The sequence below is a fragment of the Pseudomonas sp. LRP2-20 genome (genome assembly GCF_024349685.1).
In the GTDB taxonomy this organism is placed as follows: Bacteria; Pseudomonadota; Gammaproteobacteria; order Pseudomonadales; family Pseudomonadaceae; genus Aquipseudomonas.
On the sequence record NZ_AP025944.1, the window covers coordinates 2,181,485 to 2,200,428 of the forward strand.

15 protein-coding genes are annotated in these 18,944 nt (G+C 61.8%); 10 read left to right on the forward strand and 5 right to left on the reverse strand.

All coding sequences use genetic code 11. From position 1 onward, the window contains the following. Positions 1-167 precede the first annotated feature (167 nt). On the forward strand, positions 168-1,301 hold the full coding sequence (locus OCX61_RS09635) for a porin (RefSeq protein ID WP_410011098.1): 1,134 nt from the start codon (positions 168-170) through the stop codon (positions 1,299-1,301). On the opposite strand, the gene OCX61_RS09640 is transcribed toward OCX61_RS09635, so the two are convergent. Together OCX61_RS09640 and OCX61_RS09645 are read right to left on the reverse strand one after the other, a co-directional pair. After that, complete coding sequence (locus OCX61_RS09640; protein ID WP_261943573.1) at positions 1,298-2,197, reverse strand: LysR family transcriptional regulator; 900 nt, start codon at positions 2,195-2,197, stop codon at positions 1,298-1,300. The genes OCX61_RS09635 and OCX61_RS09640 overlap by 4 nt on opposite strands. A gap of 272 nt (positions 2,198-2,469) precedes the next feature. Next, positions 2,470-3,339, reverse strand: a complete 870-nt coding sequence (locus OCX61_RS09645) for a DMT family transporter (RefSeq protein ID WP_013971616.1) — start codon at positions 3,337-3,339, stop codon at positions 2,470-2,472. A 121-nt stretch (positions 3,340-3,460) separates the two neighbouring features. Here OCX61_RS09645 and OCX61_RS09650 point away from each other — a divergent pair, with 121 nt between their 5' ends. Both OCX61_RS09650 and OCX61_RS09655 read left to right on the forward strand, forming a co-directional pair. Continuing rightward, positions 3,461-4,873, forward strand: a complete 1,413-nt coding sequence (locus OCX61_RS09650; RefSeq protein ID WP_261943574.1) for an aminotransferase-like domain-containing protein — start codon at positions 3,461-3,463, stop codon at positions 4,871-4,873. Positions 4,874-4,920: 47 nt separating this feature from the next. Then, a complete protein-coding gene (locus OCX61_RS09655; protein ID WP_261943575.1) occupies positions 4,921-5,298 on the forward strand; it encodes a DUF4440 domain-containing protein in 378 nt (125 codons plus the stop codon). A gap of 71 nt (positions 5,299-5,369) precedes the next feature. Here OCX61_RS09655 and OCX61_RS09660 read toward each other — a convergent pair whose 3' ends face one another. From OCX61_RS09660 to putA, 3 genes are all read right to left on the reverse strand, one after another. Beyond that, complete coding sequence (locus OCX61_RS09660; RefSeq protein WP_261943576.1) at positions 5,370-6,287, reverse strand: LysR family transcriptional regulator; 918 nt, start codon at positions 6,285-6,287, stop codon at positions 5,370-5,372. Positions 6,288-6,354: 67 nt separating this feature from the next. Continuing rightward, a complete protein-coding gene (proC, locus tag OCX61_RS09665; protein ID WP_261943577.1) occupies positions 6,355-7,146 on the reverse strand; it encodes a pyrroline-5-carboxylate reductase in 792 nt (263 codons plus the stop codon). 68 nt (positions 7,147-7,214) lie between these two features. Further along, a complete protein-coding gene (gene putA / locus OCX61_RS09670) occupies positions 7,215-11,150 on the reverse strand; it encodes a trifunctional transcriptional regulator/proline dehydrogenase/L-glutamate gamma-semialdehyde dehydrogenase (RefSeq protein WP_261943578.1) in 3,936 nt (1,311 codons plus the stop codon). A gap of 332 nt (positions 11,151-11,482) precedes the next feature. Between putA and OCX61_RS09675 the strand changes: the two genes are divergently transcribed. The 7 genes from OCX61_RS09675 (at position 11,483) to OCX61_RS09705 (ending at position 18,871) form a co-directional block, all read left to right on the forward strand. Continuing rightward, a complete protein-coding gene (locus OCX61_RS09675) occupies positions 11,483-12,802 on the forward strand; it encodes an MFS transporter (RefSeq protein ID WP_261943579.1) in 1,320 nt (439 codons plus the stop codon). Between the two features lie 139 nt (positions 12,803-12,941). Beyond that, complete coding sequence (locus OCX61_RS09680; protein WP_261943580.1) at positions 12,942-14,231, forward strand: OprD family porin; 1,290 nt, start codon at positions 12,942-12,944, stop codon at positions 14,229-14,231. A 192-nt stretch (positions 14,232-14,423) separates the two neighbouring features. Continuing rightward, positions 14,424-15,542 (forward strand): ABC transporter substrate-binding protein, encoded by a 1,119-nt coding sequence (locus OCX61_RS09685; RefSeq protein WP_261943581.1) that lies wholly within the window; start codon positions 14,424-14,426, stop codon positions 15,540-15,542. Between the two features lie 63 nt (positions 15,543-15,605). Then, positions 15,606-16,499, forward strand: coding sequence for a branched-chain amino acid ABC transporter permease (locus tag OCX61_RS09690; protein WP_261943582.1), 894 nt, complete (start codon positions 15,606-15,608; stop codon positions 16,497-16,499). Next, the gene (locus tag OCX61_RS09695) at positions 16,492-17,358 is read left to right on the forward strand and encodes a branched-chain amino acid ABC transporter permease (RefSeq protein WP_261943583.1); all 867 of its coding nucleotides are present in this window, start codon (positions 16,492-16,494) and stop codon (positions 17,356-17,358) included. Before OCX61_RS09690 ends, OCX61_RS09695 begins: the two co-directional genes overlap by 8 nt. Then, a complete protein-coding gene (locus OCX61_RS09700) occupies positions 17,355-18,155 on the forward strand; it encodes an ABC transporter ATP-binding protein (RefSeq protein WP_261943584.1) in 801 nt (266 codons plus the stop codon). Before OCX61_RS09695 ends, OCX61_RS09700 begins: the two co-directional genes overlap by 4 nt. Next, positions 18,152-18,871: an ABC transporter ATP-binding protein gene (locus OCX61_RS09705; protein WP_261943585.1), complete on the forward strand. Its 720-nt coding sequence runs from the start codon at positions 18,152-18,154 to the stop codon at positions 18,869-18,871. Before OCX61_RS09700 ends, OCX61_RS09705 begins: the two co-directional genes overlap by 4 nt. Positions 18,872-18,944: the final 73 nt, after the last annotated feature.

An 18,944-nucleotide genomic window follows, 5' to 3' on the forward strand; every position in this document is an offset into this window, starting at 1 on the left:
ATTTGCCGTTTTCTGCCACCTCACTCGGGGCGAAACGCGACGGTGTTATCCCGCGTTGAACACAGCCAATTAACAACAAGGCATAGCCTTACCAAATTGGCGATTTCCGAGCATTTTTATTTTCGTGGAGGCTGCGAACCCGTACACACTTGCACGGAGAGTCTGCAATGGGGGCGTTCGCTACACGTACTCGGTCGCTGGCCATCATGTTCGTCGGGCTCGGCTTGCCACTGGCAAGCGAGGCAGAGGGGTTTCCCTCATTGGCGCGGGTGGCACCGGGCTTCGGTTATTACAACGTGGACAAGGGTTATGACGACAAGCTCAAGGTGTATGGCACGGTCGATGCGTTCGTGAACTACCAGGACTCCGGCCATTACTCAGGCTACAAGATCGCTGGCGGCGGTGCCTGGACCAACAAGCTGGGGCTGTACATGCGCAAGGCATTCGGGCCGGACACGGTGCTCGAAATGGACGTGGAGGAGGGCTTCAACGTCAACGGTCAGGCATTGTCACAGCACTGGAAGCAGATTGGCGGTTTGCGCCTGGCACTGGTCGCACTGCGTTCGCGCGATTATGGCAAGCTGGAATTCGGCAAGACCTACGGCATGGGAACACCCACCTACACCGACCCGTTCCTGGCTACCTACGGGTCACCCTACACCTACCTGACCAGCCCGCCGGCGGGCAACGGGGCCTTCTACCTCGACATGCGGCCCAAGCATACCCTGGCCTACACCACCCCAAAATTCGCGGGCATCAGCGTGGGCAGCGCGGTAACCTTCGGCTGGAACGACACCGCCAGTTCAGGCAAGACCCTGCGGGGCAAGGGCGTGAGCGTGCAGTACAGCGACGCGCAGTGGATTGTGCTGGGGTCTTACAACGATTACCTGAGCGACCCCTGGGGTGATGACAATCGGCAAACCCACAACTACTTCAAGAGTGCGTCGGTCTTTCGCGATTTCGGGCCGGTGGCTGGCAGCCTGACCTGGCAGCGCCAGGACGTGGACTATCACGGCACGCCCAGCATGCAGGCGTGGACCCTGGGCCTCAGTGCACCGGTAGGCAAAGCCGATGTCGCACGCCTGGCGCTGGTCAAGCGCGACATCGAATTTGGCGACAAGGACGCCTACGGGATGATGCTCGGCTATGACCACTTCCTGCGGCCCACGTGGGCAATCTACGGGCGTTTGGCAATGATCGCCAACCACCGCAACTCAGCTGTCAGCTATGCGGGCATACCGCTCGAGCAAAGCGGCGATGACCCGCAGAATGTGGCCATCGGCATGTATTACCACTTCTAGCGCTGCAGCCTGGCGCGCAGGCTATGGAACAGCTCCCGGGCCGGTGACGTCAGCGCGTGCCGATCGACGCTGACCAGGTAGATAGGGTATTCGGGGATGATTTCCTCCACGTCGACCCTGGTCAGTTTTGCGGTCGGCACCGGTGTCAGGGTACTGGCTGCGGCAAAATCACTGAGCGTCATGAACGCGTTTGCGTTCTCCACCAAGCCCAATGCCAGCAGCATGGAAGAGCACTCGATGACATTCTGCGGCGGGTTGACGTCGTTCACCTCGAACATTTGGTAAAACTGCGAGGAACGATCGTCAACCGCATCCAGGCTGATCCAGTTGGCGTACTGCAATTGACGCAGTGAGCGCGCATGGCGCAGCGGGTTGCTGGGGTGGCAGAACACATTGCCCTTGATGCGTTGCACGGCTTCCCAGTCCAGGTTAAGCCGTTGCGTGTTCTGTTGTGAGGTGAGGGCGAAGTCCAGCGAGCCGTCGCGCAGGCGCTGGACGATGTGGCTTGGGCGCTGCTCGGTGAGCTTGAGCCGCACACGCGGGTTTTTCGCCTGGAAATCACTGATGCATGGCCCGAATTCCGGCAACACCGCTGTCAGGGACGTTACCCCGACGGCCACTTCACCGACGGCGGCGTCATGAATGTTGTCAGCCTCGATCTGTAGCCGGCGCATGCTCTCCACCGCCATCTGCGCGTGGCGAAGGACGCGCCGGCCTTCTTCGGTCAGCGACATGCCCTTGTAGGTGCGCTGCATCAACGTCAGCCCCAGTTCGCGCTCAAGTTCCTTGATGGAGCGGCTCAATGCCGGTTGTGTCACATGCAGCCGTTGGGAGGCTTCATTGATGCTGCCACATTGGTCTACCGCGACCAGTGCTTTGATTTGGTGGAGTTTCACGCTACTCGACTCGTTTTGTTGATTGACGAGTGAGTGCAAGACTTCAGCCAACATCCTGCAATTGCCACAACGCCAGGGTGAGTGATGTAGATCCGCATCGATTCTTCCATGAGTACCAGTCGGTTTTGGGGCAGGAACATACCTGAACAAGGCGATAGAAGGCTATGGGGCGTTGCACCCTGGACCACTTGATGGTTTTTCACCGACCCTGCCGCTGGGTGCTCAGTTGGTCGAGCGTCAACTTGGCCTACAATTGCTGCCGGTGGGGAGCACTACAAAGCGTACTTCTTGGCCCCGGCAACACAGATGACAGCCCCCAGCGTCACCACCAGCATCATCCAGCTGACCTGTTCGTGCAGCAGCAACGCTGCCAGCCCAAGCCCCATGAACGGCTGAAAGAGTTGCAACTGGCCCACTGCTGCAATGCCACCCTGGACCAGCCCCCGGTACCAGAACACAAAACCGATCAGCATGCTGAACAGTGAAACGTAGCCGAGGCTGAACCACGCAGGGGCGCTTACTTTGGCGAAGGCATCTGGCGTCGGAAGATTAGTGATGGTCAGCAGCAGCATCAGTGGCAACGCCACCAGCAACGCCCAACTGATCACCTGCCAACCCCCCAACGTCCGCGAAAGGCGCGCCCCTTCGGCATAACCCAACCCACAGACAATGACCGCGGCCATCATCAGCAGATCGCCTAGCGCAGATGCCTCCCCGCCATTCATCAGCGCATAACCAACGACGATTCCGGCACCCGTCAACGAGAACAGCCAGAACAGTGGCCGAGGTCGCTCACCGCCCCGCAGCACGGCAAACCCGGCAGTACACAGCGGCAGCAGCCCGACAAAGACAATGGAGTGCGCAGAGGTGACGTGCTGCAGGGCCAGTGCCGTCAACAGCGGAAAACCGATGACCACGCCCAATGCTGTTACCGCCAATGACCACAAGTCACCGCGTTCTGGTCGAGGCTGGCGCAGCACAAGCAAGAAAAGCGCACCCAGCAGGGCGGCAATCGTTGCCCTGGCACAGGTCAGGAAGGTCGGTTCGAAGGCCGTCACTGCCACACGGGTGGCCGGCAGCGAGCCGGCGAAGATTGCAACGCCTATGAAGCCATTGATCCACCCGCTTGTTGATTTTTCCATCACCCAGTCCTCGATAAGTCCGGGTTCAGTACATCACTGACGGGCTCATCAAGGCCATGTACAATCCAATACAGTTTGACCGAACTGTTATGCACATTAATCCAGCACAGTTGAGGGTGCGATGAAACGCAGTGGAACGCTGATTCGGACCGTCATGGGTGAGGTGCAGTCGAGGATAGCCTCCCGGACCTACACCCCAGGTGCGCGAATCCCTTCGGTGCGGGCAATGGCGCAGGCCATGCAGGTATCGGTTTCTACCGTCCTTGAGGCCTATGAACGGTTGATGGCAGAGGGTGTACTCAGCGCTCGCCCTGGCTCTGGCTATTACGTGGCAGGGCCCGTGGCGCCCTTGGCGCTGACCGAACTCGGCCCCAGGCTCGATCGTGAGGTCGACCCGCTGTGGATCTCGCGCCAGTCTCTTGAAACCTCCAGCGATGCGCTGAAACCAGGGTGCGGGTGGCTGCCTGCCGCCTGGATGTACGAAGCCGGCATGCGTAAAGCGCTGCGAGTCGCAGCCCGTTCCGACACGGTGAAACTGGCCGAGTACGCGTCGCCGCTTGGGCATCCGCCGCTCAGGCAGTTCCTGTCGCGACGGCTGGCTGGCATCGGCATCGAAGCCCCGCTGGAGCAGATCATGCTCACCGAGTCGGGCACCCACGCCATCGACCTGATTTGCCGATTTCTGCTGGAGCCGGGGGACACGGTCCTGGTCGACGACCCCTGCTATTTCAATTTTCACGCACTGCTCAAAGCCCACAGGGTGAACATTGTTGGCGTACCCTACACGCAGACGGGCCCGGACATCGATGCGTTTGCCGCAGCCCTGCTCAGGCACGCTCCCAGGTTGTACATCACCAATTCCGGCATCCACAACCCAACCGGGGCCAGCCTGTCGCCAGTCACCGCGCACAGGCTGCTGAAGCTGGTCGACACCTCCAGCCTGGTGATCGTGGAGGACGACATCTTCGCGGATTTCGAGAATGCCCCCGCGCCTCGGCTGTCTGCCTTCGACGGCCTCTCGCGGGTGATCCAGATAGGCAGCTTTTCCAAGACCATCTCCGCTTCAGTCCGATGCGGCTACATCGCCGCCCGTGGTGAATGGATCGAGAGCCTGGTCGACCTGAAGATCGCGACCACCTTCGGAGGGGGACGCTTGGCCGCGGACCTCATCTATCAAGCGATTACGGATAGCGGGTACCGAAAACACATGGAAGGTGTGCGCCACCGGTTAGGCGAGGCAATGGACAGAACGGTGCCGAGGCTTCAGGCCATTGGTATCAAGCCGTGGATGATTCCCCAGGCAGGCATGTACCTGTGGTGCCAGCTCCCTGAAGGCAAGGATGCAGCAACGCTGGCCAGGGCCTGCCTGAATGAAGGTGTAGTGCTGGCGCCTGGTAATGCGTTCAGCCAGTCGATGACGGCGGGGGATTTCCTGCGCTTCAACGTTGCTCAGTCGGGTGACGGCAGACTCTACGAAGTGTTGAAACGGGCGCTGGGTGCGCAGTCGCCAGAGCACTCCACATTGTCGGTGTGATGACACCTGCGGCATCAATCAGCTTATCAATCCAGGACTGGAACGCCATGAATCCTTACCTACAAGAAGTCATCGACCTGCACGTACTGATCGAGGCGCTCTTCGCCAGAGGGGAGGGCCAGGTTGAGGCGATGATCGCGCGCTTCACCCAGGACTTCTCCATGATCACCCCTACCGGACTTCAGGTAAGCCTGCAGGAGGTAGCCAGCCTGTTCGCAAAGCGTGCAGGCGGCCAGCCAGGTTTGGTCATCGAGCTGACCGCGCTGGAAACCTTGGCGCAGTGGCCGCAGGGGGCAGTGATCCGCTATCAGGAGACACACCGGCTACCCGGCCAGGACGCGAAGACACGGATCTCCACAGCACTGTTCAGCCTTCAGGGCGAGCGCGTGCTATGGCGTCATCTTCACGAAACCTGGGCTGCATGATGTTCCGGGACGGGGCGACGGCAATCGGCCGACTGCTCGACGACCTGCAACCTGCAGTCAATCACGCCATCTCAGTAACCGCCGTTATGCGGCGGCGTCCCTGAGTTGGTAAATACATACACGAGCTCATCGGCGAGCAGCCGGGCTTCTTGTGTGAGAAGCTCCTGGTTCCGATAGACCAGGGAGATATTGAGCGCTGGCACCTGTTCCTCAATGTTCAGTATCTCCATGGCCTGACCATCTCGGTTGACGTAGTCGAGCATGCGAAGCGGCCAAAAACTGATCACGTCCGTGGTGCGGGCCAGTTCGCAAAAAATGATCCCGGCTGAACATTCAAGAATGTTTTCCGGGGGCGCCAGCTGGTACTGCTCAAACATCAAGCCGATCTGCGAGCTATCCAATGGCTCCTGCAGCAGCCAGCGCTGATCGCGTAGCTGTTCAAGGGAACGTGTGTGGCGCAGTGGGTGGCCTCGGCGTACCACCAATGCGGTCGGCTGGTGGTAAAGCTCGGTCCATTGGAACCCGTCGCCATAGCGACTGGCCGGTTGGCACGACAATGCCAGGTCCACTTGCCCCTCACGCAGGCCTTCCATCAGCTTTGAAGGGCGCATCTCATGAATGCGCAGGCGCACCTTTGGGTAGCGTTCGCTGTATTGATTGATCGCCGCAATCACTTGTGCACGAGGCGTCGCCGGTGACAAGCCGATCGATACCCGGCCGTTGGTTTCCCCCTTCAGCGCTGCGATTTCTTCCCTGGCACGATTGGCCTCTTCCAGCATCAGGCGGGCCCTGCGTACCAGGCGTTCGCCGAATTCGGTGGTGGTGATGCCGCGGTTGGAACGGACCAACAGAGGCACCCCGAGCGATGTCTCAAGTTCCTTGATGGTCCTGGAGAGCGCAGGCTGGGAAAGGTGCAGCAAACGTGCAGTTTCCTGAAAGCTGCCGCTCTCACAGATGGTGACCAACACTTTAAGTTGATGGAGCTTCATAGGCGTTGTACATCGGCTACGTGGTGCAGCGTTGGCAGCCCTGCTGGCCGCCCGCTGCCCAGGGCTTTCAGGATTCGCGCGAGAGCGCTTGCGAACGTGAATGGGCGGCCTGCACCGCGGCGTCGACCAGCCGGCGCAAGCCGTCATCGTGTTCGAACGAGGTGATCGCCGCCGCCGTGGTGCCATTGGGCGAGGTGACTGCGGTGCGTAGCGCTACAAAGTCTGCGTCTGGCTGGGTCTGCAGCGTTGCGGCACCCAGGGCTGTCTGTGCTGCCAGGGTCTTTGCCAGTTCCGGGCTCAGGCCCAACCCGACACCTGCGGCAGCCAGGGCCTCGCTGAACAGGTGGTAGTACGCCGGGCCGCTGCCGGACAAAGCCGTCACAGCATCCAGCAGGTCCTCGTGCTCTACCCAACTGGCGCTGCCGACGGCTTCGAATAGCCGAGTTACCCGCTCGCGCAGGGCTGCATCCAGGTCAGGCGGAGCGAACAGGCCGGTGCAGCCCGCGTTGACCAGTACCGGCGTATTGGGCATCGCCCGTACCACCGGGCAGCCGTGGCCTAGTGCCAGGCTGAGCTTGTCATGGGGCACACCTGCGGCGACCGAAATGACTACGGCGTGTTCACGAACTGCGTGGGGTAGCGCAGCCAGCACTTCGCATGCGTAGTTTGGCTTGACCGCCACCACAATGATGTCAAACGGCAGTGTAGGCAGGGCTTCGACGCTGCTGTAGAGGGACACTTGGTTGGCTGTTTGCAGGTAGGGGTCAACGGCGCTGACATGGCTGACCAGGCCGGCCTTGAGCCAGGCTTGGCCAATGGCGCTGCCCATGCGACCGTAGCCCAGGAAAAGTGCGTTCATGGTGGTTCCTCGTTGTAGTGCGAAGGTGCGCAGCGCAAAGGGGCGCTGCGCGGGTTCGATCGTGGGGCCTAGCAGATGGTCATGAGGTTGGCGTTACCTCCGGCCGCTGCGGTATTGACGCTAAGGGCATGCTCGATCAGCAGGCGCTCCAGCGGAATGTCAGTGTCAGCTCGACCCAGGCCGTGCACGCCGACGATGGCGCCGTGGCGCCGTGCGCACAGCTGGCTGACATGGCGCAACTGATCACTATCGCCGTGGTACAGGATCGCGTCGAAACGGGCTTGCGGGTCGGTCCAGTCGCTGATGCTGTCGATGCGCGCTTGCACCGATGCCGGCAGTGCTGCGCGCAGGGCCTCATGGCTATCCAGCCATAGCGCGCGGCTGCCGACTGCCAGGCTGGCAGCGAGCTGGGCGAGCAGGTCCAGGCGGTTTTCGGCCAGGTTCAGCACCACCTCCCGCGGCAGCAGGGTGTAGCTGTTGCGCTCACCGGTGGGGCCGGCGAGCAGGTGAGTGGTGTAACTTTGCGACTGTTCCAGATACCGGGCGAAGAGCCTGGCGATACCCGGTTCTTTCTGCTCGGCCCAAGCGGCAAATGCCTTGCGTGCGTTCACCACATCTGTGGGAGCTGCAACCGGATGCCTGTCGCCGTCAGCCAGGGCCTGTGCCACGCCATCGAGTGGGCGGGTGGCGAGCAGGCGATACAGGTACAGTGGGCCACCCGCCTTCGGGCCGGTGCCGGATAGGCCTTCACCACCGAACGGCTGCACGCCCACTACAGCGCCGACGATGTTGCGGTTGACGTAGAGGTTGCCGACGCGGGCGGTTTCAACCACCTGGGCGATGGTCTCGTCGATGCGGGTATGCACGCCAAGGGTCAGCCCGTAACCACTGGCGTTGATCTGCTCCAGCAGTTCGTTGAGCTGGCTGCGCTCGTAGCGCACCACATGCAGCACGGGGCCGAAGATCTCCCGCTCCAGTTCGTCGAGGCTGTCCAGTTCGATCAGGGTCGGCAGCACGAACGTGCCCCGTTGCAGTACCTGGCCGTCGGCCCGGGCAGCCTGGAAGACGGTGCGGCCTTTACGGCGCATGTGCTCGATGTGGTTGAGGATGTTGTCCCGGGCTTCGCGGTCGATCACCGGGCCGATGTCGGTATCCAGGCGCTCTGGCGAGCCAACGCGGTATTCGGCCATCGCGCCTCGCAGCATCTGGCAGACAGGGTCGGCCACGTCTGCCTGCACGCACAGTACCCGCAGCGCTGAACAGCGCTGGCCGGCGCTATCGAACGCAGAGCTGATGACATCCGCGACCACCTGTTCGGCGAGTGCCGAAGAGTCGACAATCATCGCGTTCATGCCGCCTGTTTCGGCGATCAGTGGCAAGGTCTGGCCCTGGCCATCCAGGCGGCCGGCAAGGTTGCGGCTGAGGATGCCGGCGACCTCGGTGGAACCGGTGAACATTACCCCCCTGATTCTGCTGTCACCGACCAGGCTCGCCCCAACGGTCTCGCCCCGGCCTGGCAGCAGTTGCACGACACTGGTCGGCACCCCGGCTTCATGGAGGATGCGCACGGCCTGGGCGGCGATCAGCGGTGTCTGCTCGGCAGGCTTGGCCAGCACGGTGTTGCCGGCGGCCAAGGCAGCTGCAACTTGGCCACTGAATATTGCCAGCGGGAAGTTCCAGGGGCTGATGCATACCACAGGGCCCAAGGGGCGATGGCTGTCGTTGCTGAAGCTGCCAGCCTGGGCGCCGTAGTAACGCAGGAAGTCGACCGCTTCACGGACTTCGGCGATGGCGTTGCTGAAGGTCTTGCCAGACTCACGCACCAACAGGCCCATCAGTTGCTGCATCTCGCTTTCCATGAGGTCGGCGGCGCGCTCCAGAATGGCCGCTCGCTCGGTGGGCAGGGTCGACTGCCAGATCGGGCCGCTGGCCTGGGCGCGGAGGAGGGCGTTTTGCACATCGCTTTCGTTGGCTTCGTAGACCTGGCCGATCAGGTCGCGATGATCCGCCGGGTTGCGTACGGCGGTAACGGTACGCGGGTGGCCGGGCTCGTTGCTTGATGTGGGGCTGGCAGTGTAGTGCTGGTTGGCGCTGGCGAGCAGCGCCGAGGACAGTGAGCCGAGCCGGTGCTCATTGGACAAGTCCAGGCCGCCGGAATTGAGGCGAGTGGCGCCATACAGGTTGCGTGGAAGCGCGATGCGTGGGTGCGCCAGGCCTAGTGCGCCTTCCTGTGCGGCCATTTTCTCCACCTGCACAACGGGGTCTTCGACCAGCTCATCCAGGGTAATGGAGCGATCCGCGATACGGTTGACGAACGAGGTGTTGGCGCCGTTTTCCAGCAGGCGGCGCACTAGGTAGGCCAGCAGGGTCTCGTGGCTGCCGACCGGCGCATAGATGCGGCACGGGCGGTTCAGTTTGCCGTCGGCGACCTTGCCTACGACCTGCTCGTACAGTGGTTCGCCCATGCCATGCAGGCACTGGAATTCGTATTGGCCCGGGTAGTAGTTCTGCCCGGCAATATGGAAGATGGCCGCCAGTGAGTGAGCATTATGGGTGGCGAACTGCGGGTAGATGGCCTCTGGGACCGACAGCAGCTTACGGGCGCAGGCGATGTAGGACAGGTCGGTGTAAACCTTGCGGGTGTAGACCGGGTAGCCCTCCAGGCCGTCGATCTGGGCGCGCTTGATTTCGCTGTCCCAGTAGGCGCCCTTTACCAGGCGGATCATCAGGCGGTGGCGGCTGCGCTTGGCCAGGTCGATGATGTAGTCGATCACGTACGGGCAACGCTTCTGGTAGGCCTGGATGACGAAACCGATCCCGTTCCAGCCCGCCAGGGCCGGCTCGAAACACAGGCGCTCGAGCAGGTCGAGGGACAGCTCCAGGCGGTCGGCCTCTTCGGCGTCGATGTTCAGGCCGATGTCATATTGCTTGGCCAGCAGGGTCAGCGACAGCAGGCGCGGGTACAGCTCTTCCATCACGCGCTCGTACTGGGCGCGGCTGTAGCGCGGGTGCAGCGCCGACAGCTTGATCGAGATGCCCGGGCCTTCATAGATGCCGCGGCCATGGGAGGCTTTGCCGATCGAGTGGATGGCCTGCTCGTAGGACGCCAGGTACTTCTGTGCGTCATGCTCGGTCAGTGCGGCTTCGCCCAGCATGTCGTAGGAGTAGCGGAAACCTTTTGCTTCACGACGTGCCGCGTTGGCCAGGGCCTCGCCGATGGTTTCACCGGTGACGAACTGCTCGCCCATCAGGCGCATGGCCATGTCCACACCTTTGCGGATCAGCGGTTCGCCACTCCTGCTGATGATGCGGTTGAGTGAGGACGACAAGCCCGTTTCATTGTGGGTCGACACCAGTTTGCCGGTGATCAGCAGGCCCCATGAGGCAGCGTTGACAAACATCGACGGGCTCTGCCCCAGATGCTGGCTCCAGTTGCCATTGGCGATCTTGTCGCGGATCAAGGCGTCACGGGTGCCCTTGTCAGGGATGCGCAGCAGGGCCTCGGCCAGGCACATCAACGCCACACCTTCCTGCGAAGACAGCGAGAACTCTTGCAACAGGCCTTGTACCAGCCCCTGCCGGCCGCCAGCGCTCTTCTGGTTACGCAGCTTCTGGGCAATGTTGTAAGCAAGCTGGTGAGTCGCTTTCGCCATCTCTGCCGGCTGGCGCGCCTGCTCCAGCAGCATCGGTATGGCGTCGGCTTCCGGGCGGCGATAGGCCGCGGTGATGGCAGCGCGCAGCACCGATTGCGGCAGGACGCTCTCGGCGAAGTCGAGAAATACCTGCAAGGCGCCCTCAGCCAGGTGTTCTGCCTGCTCCTCGCCTGCAACAGCGGCCAGGGCAGAGTGCTGGGCTGGGTTCATGCCGCCTTCGATCTGCTCCAGGTAGTTGAAGATGGCCTGTTTGATCATCCAGTGCGGGGTTTGGGCGATCTGTTGTGCAGCCTGTTTGAGTCGCTCGCGGGTGGCGTCGTCAAGCTTCACGCCAAGTGTGGTGGTTGCCATGTTGTTATCACCGGGTAGGGAGTTGGCTAACGGAACGGTGCGCAGATTAAACTCGGAATCCATTAAGGTGCAACCGGGTGCAACCTGATACTCCCCATTAACTTTGTTGGATCTTTGTTCAATAAAAACAATTATGTGCCAGGCAAAGGCAGCAAACGTTTGGCACTTGCCGAAAGTGCACTGCAATGGTGCATTTGCGCGTCAGTTATCCATTTTGTAATACCCATAGAAAAGTCTGTGGTTGCACCCTGTGCTCAATGAAATCTAGGATCGGTGCTACCCAGTGATACTTGGGTTATCGTGGCCCAACCAAAAAAATAAGGCACAAAAACATGAGCATTTCCCTCGCCGAGGAGCAATCGGCCAAGACCCGCCGCCGCGCGCTGGTCGCCAGCCTCACGGGCAGTTCGATTGAATGGTTCGATTACTTCCTTTACGGAACAGCCGCCGCGCTGGTTTTCAACAAACTGTTCTTTCCAAACTTTGATCCGGTCGTTGGGCTGCTGCTGGCTTACTTGTCGTTTTCCCTCACGTTCTTTATTCGCCCTATTGGCGGCGTGCTGTTTGCGCATATCGGCGATCGCATCGGGCGCAAGAAGACCCTGGTCATCACGTTGTCGCTGATGGGGGGCGCAACCGTGTTGATCGGCTGCCTGCCAACTTATGAACATATCGGCGTCTGGGCACCGATACTTTTGATCTTGCTGCGAGTGATACAGGGCCTTGGCATTGGTGGCGAGTGGGGTGGGGCGTTGTTGCTGGCCTATGAGTACGCACCGGCCAACCGCAAGGGGCTGTTCGGCAGCGTGCCACAAGTGGGCGTGACGCTGGGCATGCTGCTCGCCACCATGGCAGTGAGCCTGATGGCGATGCTGCCCGAGGAAGACTTCCTCTCCTGGGGTTGGCGTGTGCCCTTCGTGCTGAGCGCAGGTCTGGTGTTTCTCGGCCTGTGGATCCGCCACGGCCTCGACGAAACCCCGGACTTCAAGAAAGCCAAGGCCAGCGGTAACGTCTCGAAAATGCCGGTCGTGGAGACACTGCGCAATCACTGGCGTGAAGTGCTGATCGCCGCAGGCCTGAAAGTGGTGGAGACGGCGCCGTTCTATATCTTTTCGACCTTCGTGGTCAGCTACGCGGTGAACAACCTCGGCTACCAGAAAGTCTCAGCATTGAACGCCGTCATGATCGGTGCCCTGACAGCCTCGCTGCTGATTCCGGTCATGGGCTGGCTGTCTGACCGCATCGGCCGCAAGCGCGTGTACATCGGCGGCATCCTGGCCATCGCGCTGTACATCGTGCCGTATTTCATGCTGCTCGATACCCACACCCAGTGGGGCATCACTGTCGCCACCGTCATCGGCTTTGGCGTGCTCTGGTCGCCGGTCACCGCTGTGCTTGGCACCTTGTCTTCGGAAATATTCTCCACCCGTGTGCGCTACACCGGCATCACCCTGGGCTATCAGCTGGGCGCCGCACTGGCAGGCGGCACGGCACCGCTGATCGCAACCTGGCTGCTGTCCGAGTACAAAGGTGACTGGCAGCCAGTGGCCCTGTACATGCTGGCAACCGTAGCCATCTCGCTGGTCGCCATTCTGTCCGTTGGTAAACGTCGCAAAGACGACGCAATTCAAGGCGGCGCTCGCGCTGCCTGAATGCAATAACCGGAGCCTGGGTGCTCCGGGTTCAATCTGTCGCCACTCCGTATCCGTTCCCCGGGCCTGCCTTGCCATGGCAGTTCCGCGGGGGCGCGCGTCCTGAAAAAAAAGCAATAAACAAGGAGAGTCGCTTCACATGAAGAGAAAACTATTGAATCTGGCCATGCTTGCGGCCATGGGGAGTGTTGGCGGGCAGGCGCTTGCTGCAGGGTTCATCGAAGACAGCACGGCAAAGCTCGAGCTACGCAATTTCTATTTCAACCACGATTTCCGTGACACCGATACCCAGACCCAGGACGAGTGGGGCCAGGCCTTCCTGCTCAACGTGCAGTCCGGTTTTACCCAAGGGGTTGTCGGCTTCGGGGCCGATGCTACCTACACCCTGGGCGTGAAGCTCGATGCACCGGGTGCGCGTTCCATTTTCCCGGCCGACAGTGACGGCGAGGCCGTGGACAACTTCAGCCGCGGTGGCCTGACCGGCAAGGTGCGCCTGTCCAAGACCGAGGCCCGCTATGGCATCCTCACGCCGAAGCTGCCGATCCTCTGGTCGAACGACGGCCGCTTGCTGCCGCAACTGTTCGAAGGGGGGCAGATCACCAGCAACGAGATCGACAACCTGACCCTCACCGGCGGCCAGATCGAGCATGTAGTGGGGCGTATGTCGAGCAACTTCACCGGCATGTCTATCGCGGGTGGCACCCAGCAAAGCAACCACCTGCGTTTTGTCGGGGGCGACTACAAGGGCATCAAGGACCTGACCCTGCAGTATTACTTCGCCAACCTCGAAGATTATTACGACCAGCACTTCCTCGGTGCGCTGCACAGCCTGCCACTGGGCCCCGGCGTGCTCAAGACCGACCTGCGCTACTTCCGCACCACCTCCGATGGCAAAAATGCCGACCGTACCGCAGGTTACCTGGCATCGACCAACGGCAGCGGCAACGATGGCGAACTGGACAACTCGACCTGGAGCGCCAAGTTCACCTACGCCCTGAGCGGTCATGCCTTGACCCTGGGTTACCAGCAGGTGTCGGACGACAGCATCTTCACCCAGTTGAACCAGGGCGGCCTGGCCAACGAGGGCGCAGGTGGCACCAGCACCTATCTGATCACCGACAGCCTGGTGCAGAACTTCACCTATGCCGGTGAGCGCACCATCCTTGGCGGTTATGCCTACGACTTCGCCGCGCTTGGCGTACCAGGGCTGAACGCCAGCGTCACCTGGCTCAAGGGCGACCAGATCAAGACTGCCGTTGGTGCCGACCGTGAAGAGTGGGAGCGCGACATCGTACTGAGCTATGTGGTGCAGGGCGGACCATTCAAAGGCGTGGGCGTTGCCTGGCGCAACGGTGTACTGCGCAGCGACGTGCTGGGCGATATCGATCACAACCGCCTGACCGTCAGTTACACCTTGCCGATCTGGTAAGGGCTTCGAAGCGATGCAATGAATTTTTCCTCCTCCCGCAACCCTCGGGAGGGCCGGAGCGGTGCGCCCGTGATTTGCCACAAGCGACTCAGGGAGCATCGGTGCTTGAGCTGTTCTACCCCGCTGGCGCAGGGGGCTGCATGACGCAGTGAGCGACGGCGACGCCGTCACGATCATTTCAAGGAGACAGTTATGCCTTTCAAGTTCCGCTCCATGCTTATCTCGACTTCGATGTTCTTCACCCTGGCCATGGCCGCGCCGTTTGCGTCTGCCGCCGAGGCTGTGCAGATGGGCGCCGTGCTTTCCCTGACGGGCCCCAACGCCACCGTTGGCGAAGACGTACGCCGTGCCGTGAAGCTGGCTGAAGACAGGGTCAACGCCGATGGTGGTGTGCTTGGCAAGCCATTCCAGGTCATCGTCGAAGATTCCGGCGGCAACCCCACTACCGCCATCAACGCCGCGCGCAAGCTGGTCAGCGTTGACAAGGTGCCGGTGGTGATCGGCGAATACTCGTCGGGTATCAGCATTCCGATGGGCCAGTATCTGGTGAAAGAGGGCGTGGTGCATATCAACATCGCCAGCACCAGCGTGAAGATCCGCGACCTGGGCAGTAGCTCGTTCAACCTGATCGGCCTGGAAGACAAGGGCAACAAGTTTTCTTCCCAAGATGCCTGGGACCTGGGATTTCGTAACGTTGCCGTTCTGGCTCCGAACAATGCCTACGGCCAGGGGGTAGCACACGGTTTTCGCGCCGAGTTCGAAAAGCTCGGTGGCAAGATCGTCAACGAGACGCTGTACACCGCCGGCCAATCAACCTACCGCCGCGAGCTGCAACAGATCGCCCGCAGCAAACCGGACGCGTACATCTATACCGCCTACGGGCAGGAGTCTGCGGTCATCAACCGCGAGGCACTGGAGTTGGGGCTGCGTGAACAACCGTGGTACGCGATCCTGTTGTCCATGAGCCTGTCGGACACGCCGGCCAACATCGCCCAAGGCCAGTTGGGCATGGAGGTCGGATCGTTCGTTGGCCAGACGGGCAAGGCTTACGCCGAAGCCTTTGCCGCCAAGTACAAGGAAGGCATGAAAACTTCCTATACCGGCTATGCCTATGACGCCGTGCTGATGGCAGCCAAGGCGATCGAAAAGGCCGGCAGCACCGAGCCGGCCGCAGTACAGGCTGCGCTCAAGGAGGTGGGCAAAGGCTATGACGGCGTGACTGGCACAGTCGCCTTCGACGATGGCCGCCAGCGCCTCGATCCGCCCTACGCCAAGCTCAAGTATGACGGCGGCAAGGTCGTACCTCGATAAGTACGCGATACGCCCGCCCGGTTTGCCGGGCGGGTTTGTGCCTGCTCTTGCGGAGTGTTTTCCATGCTGCAGTTCCTCATTGATACCTTGCTGCGGGCAACCGACCTGGCGCTGATCGCCTTCGGCCTGAGCCTGGTGTATGGCCTGGTCAAGTTTCCCAATATCGCCCACGTACAGTACGCCATGCTGGGTGCGTACCTGACCTATGGCCTGGACGCCGCCGGCGTGCCCTTGCCACTGGCCTTGCTGTTTGCCGCACTGCTGGTCGGCGCCCTGACCCTGGTGCTGCAGCGCCTGGTGTTTCAGCGTCTGCTCAAAAGCGGCCCGGCCATCGCCATGATTGGCTCGCTGGCCATCGCCATGCTGCTGGTTGCCGCGCTTCAGGGCAGCGCGGGTACCTTCCCGCGGATGTTCGAGCTACCCCTGGCGGCGCCGATCGTGTTGGGCGATGCGCGTATCACCTGTACCCAGCTGTATTTCTTTGCCACCACCGCGGCACTGCTGGCAGCTTTCACCGTGGCACTGTTCCATAGCCGTCTGGGGCGAGCGATGCGCGCGCTGGCCGGCAACCCGGCATTGGCCAACGCCAGCGGCCTGCACGCTGCCCGGATCACCCTGATGGTGACCTTCGCCAGTGGTGCCATTGCCGGCCTGGGTGGTGGCCTGCTGGCATTGTCCACCGGTGCCCACATCAACCTGGGGCATGACCTGCTCTTGCCAGTGTTCGCTGCGGCCATCCTCGGAGGCCTTGGCAACCCCATGGGGGCAGTCGCCGGCGCCTTGTTGATCGCCTTCACCGAAACCCTGGTCACCAACCTGAACTTCGGTTGGCTGACGGGCCGGGAAATGGCCTTTCTGCCAGTGTCGTACATCAGTGGCGCTGCGTTCCTGATCCTGCTACTGGCATTGCTGTTCAAGCCCTATGGCCTGTTCGACCGGGAGGTGCGGCGTGTTTGATTTCCTGGTTTCCGCGCTTACCTTCGCCAGCCTCTATGGCCTGATGGCATTGGGGCTCAACCTGCAGGCCGGCTTCGGTGGCCTGCTCAATTTCGGCCACATCGCCTTCGCCGGCCTCGGCGCCTACGCCACCGGCATCGCGGTCCAGGCGGGCCATTCGCCATGGCTGGGCATGGCCGGTGGCGTTCTTCTGGCCATGGGACTGGGCGGATGCGTGGCCCGCCTGGGGCGCAAGCTGGCTTCGGACTACTGGGGTATCGCAACCCTGGCCGTTGCCGAAATCCTGCGCGTGGTGGCGACCAACGAGGGCTGGCTTACCGGTGGTGCGCAAGGTATCGGCGCGATCCCTGCGCTTTTCGACGGTGTCGGCTTTCTGGTGCTGATGCTGGTGCTGCTGGGCCTTGCCACGCTGCTCTGCCAGCGCCTCGCCGATGGCCGCTTCGGGCGTGCCCTGCGGCTCATGCGCGAAGAACCGCAACTGGCCGCCTGCATGGGTTACGACCTGACCTCACTGAAGTCACGGGCGATCATGGCCAGCGCTGCGCTAACCGCCGTCGCCGGTTCGCTGTACGCCCACTTCATGAGTTATGTCGGCCCCGACTACCTGCTCGCTTCCGAAACGTTCCTGCTCTGGACCATGTTGATGATCGGTGGCCTGGGCAACCTGTGCGGCGTGCTGCTGGGGGTGTTCCTGGTACAGGCCGCCTACAGCCTGGTGCCGTTCGCCAAGGATTACCTGGGCTTTGACTCCGACCTCGCCGGCGCCCTGCGCCTGGGCCTGATCGGCGCGATCCTGCTGGCCTGCCTGATGTGGCGCAGTGAAGGTCTGATCCCTGAAAAAGTAAGGAAGATCCCATGAGTGCTTCCCGCGAATACCTGCTCAGCGTGCAATCGGTGGCCAAGGCCTTTGGCGGCAACCAGGTGCTGCGCGACGTGAGTTTCAACGTGCAGCGCGGCGAAATCGTCGGCCTGCTTGGGCCCAACGGCTCCGGTAAAAGCACCTTGCTCAACTGCATCACGGGTTTTGAAGCGGTGGATGGCGGCGCTATTGCGCTTGAAACGCGGCGTATCGAGCGGTTGCAGGCCCACCAAATCGTCCACCACGGTATTGCCCGGACTTTCCAACTGCCTTCCATGCCCACCAAGATGTCGGTCATTGAAGTGGCGATGGCCGCCTGCACTCGCCAGCACGGTGTGTTCGCCACGCTGCTCGGCCTTGCGGCGCTGCGCCGGGCCGAAGAACAAGCGCGGGCCAAGGCCGAGCGGCTGATCGATGAGCTGCTGCTCAGGCCTGTGCGCGATCTGCCTGCGTCGGCGCTGTCGGGGGGGCAGAAGAAACTGCTGGGCATAGTCTGTGCCTTGATGGGCGAGCCCAAGCTGGTGCTGCTCGACGAGCCTACCGCCGGGGTGCACCCCAACTTGCGCCGTGACCTGGTAGAGGCGCTCAAGCGCCTCAATGCCCAGGGCATGACGCTGGTGATCGTCGAGCATGACATGCACTTCATCCGCGATGTCTGCAGCCGCTGCGTGGTCCTGGACCGCGGCGAGATCGTCGCCAGTTGCAGGCCGGACAAACTGGCCTCCAACGCGCGGGTGATCCAGGCCTACCTGGGTGGCCGACACAGCCCGCAAGCCCTCGAGGAGAACGCGCCATGATTGAAGTGAAGGACGTCGTCGCCGGCTACAACGTGGAAGTGGACATCCTGCGCGGCATGACCTTGCATGCCCAACAGAAGGAGATCGTTACCTTGCTGGGCCCCAATGGTTGTGGCAAGAGCACCTTGCTCAAGACCATTGCCGGTTACCTGCTACCGCGCAAGGGGCAGGTGCTGCTGCAGGGGCAGGACGTGTCACGGGTACCGGTGCACGAGAAGATCCGCCGCTGCCGGCTTGGCTTCGTGCCGCAGACCGACAACGTGTTCGCCAGCCTGAGTATCCGCGAAAACCTCCAGGTGGGCGGGCACTACCAGTGCCCCCAGGACAACCTGCGACGTATCGATGAACTGTGCACGGCCTACCCGATCCTGGCAAAGAAGTTCAACGCACCTGCGGCGTCCATGTCCGGTGGTGAGCGGCAGATTCTCGCCCTGGCCAGGGCACTGATGCCCAGGCCTGGCTTGCTGCTGCTCGACGAGCCCTCGGCGGGCCTGTCGCCCAAGGTGCTGCTGGAAGTGTTCGAAGCCATCCAGCAGGTCCGCGACCAGAAAGGTGTGACCATCCTGATGGTGGAGCAGAACGCGATGGAGGCGCTGCGCATCTCCGACCGCGCCTATGTGCTGTCGATGGGCAGTGTGGCGTTGACCGGCAATGCCCGGGAGCTGATGCACGACCCGCAAGTCAGCGAACTGTACCTGGGCGGCCGGGTCGCCTGAGACTCTGTCGGTATTCGCTTGCTCGCGCTCCTGGGGCCGCGAACGGCGTAGCGTGTGTCTGGTCGCGCAGCTT

What these genes read in the sequence shown, in the direction of transcription:
- OCX61_RS09645 (WP_013971616.1), bottom strand. Translation starts at nt 3,339, where the DNA reads ATGGAAAAATCAACAAGCGGGTGGATCAATGGCTTCATAGGCGTTGCA.
- proC (WP_261943577.1), bottom strand. Translation starts at nt 7,146, where the DNA reads ATGAACGCACTTTTCCTGGGCTACGGTCGCATGGGCAGCGCCATTGGC.
- OCX61_RS09705 (WP_261943585.1), top strand. Translation starts at nt 18,152, where the DNA reads ATGATTGAAGTGAAGGACGTCGTCGCCGGCTACAACGTGGAAGTGGAC.
- OCX61_RS09650 (WP_261943574.1), top strand. Translation starts at nt 3,461, where the DNA reads ATGAAACGCAGTGGAACGCTGATTCGGACCGTCATGGGTGAGGTGCAG.
- OCX61_RS09700 (WP_261943584.1), top strand. Translation starts at nt 17,355, where the DNA reads ATGAGTGCTTCCCGCGAATACCTGCTCAGCGTGCAATCGGTGGCCAAG.
- OCX61_RS09655 (WP_261943575.1), top strand. Translation starts at nt 4,921, where the DNA reads ATGAATCCTTACCTACAAGAAGTCATCGACCTGCACGTACTGATCGAG.
- OCX61_RS09675 (WP_261943579.1), top strand. Translation starts at nt 11,483, where the DNA reads ATGAGCATTTCCCTCGCCGAGGAGCAATCGGCCAAGACCCGCCGCCGC.
- putA (WP_261943578.1), bottom strand. Translation starts at nt 11,150, where the DNA reads ATGGCAACCACCACACTTGGCGTGAAGCTTGACGACGCCACCCGCGAG.
- OCX61_RS09685 (WP_261943581.1), top strand. Translation starts at nt 14,424, where the DNA reads ATGCCTTTCAAGTTCCGCTCCATGCTTATCTCGACTTCGATGTTCTTC.
- OCX61_RS09690 (WP_261943582.1), top strand. Translation starts at nt 15,606, where the DNA reads ATGCTGCAGTTCCTCATTGATACCTTGCTGCGGGCAACCGACCTGGCG.
- OCX61_RS09635 (WP_410011098.1), top strand. Translation starts at nt 168, where the DNA reads ATGGGGGCGTTCGCTACACGTACTCGGTCGCTGGCCATCATGTTCGTC.
- OCX61_RS09660 (WP_261943576.1), bottom strand. Translation starts at nt 6,287, where the DNA reads ATGAAGCTCCATCAACTTAAAGTGTTGGTCACCATCTGTGAGAGCGGC.
- OCX61_RS09680 (WP_261943580.1), top strand. Translation starts at nt 12,942, where the DNA reads ATGAAGAGAAAACTATTGAATCTGGCCATGCTTGCGGCCATGGGGAGT.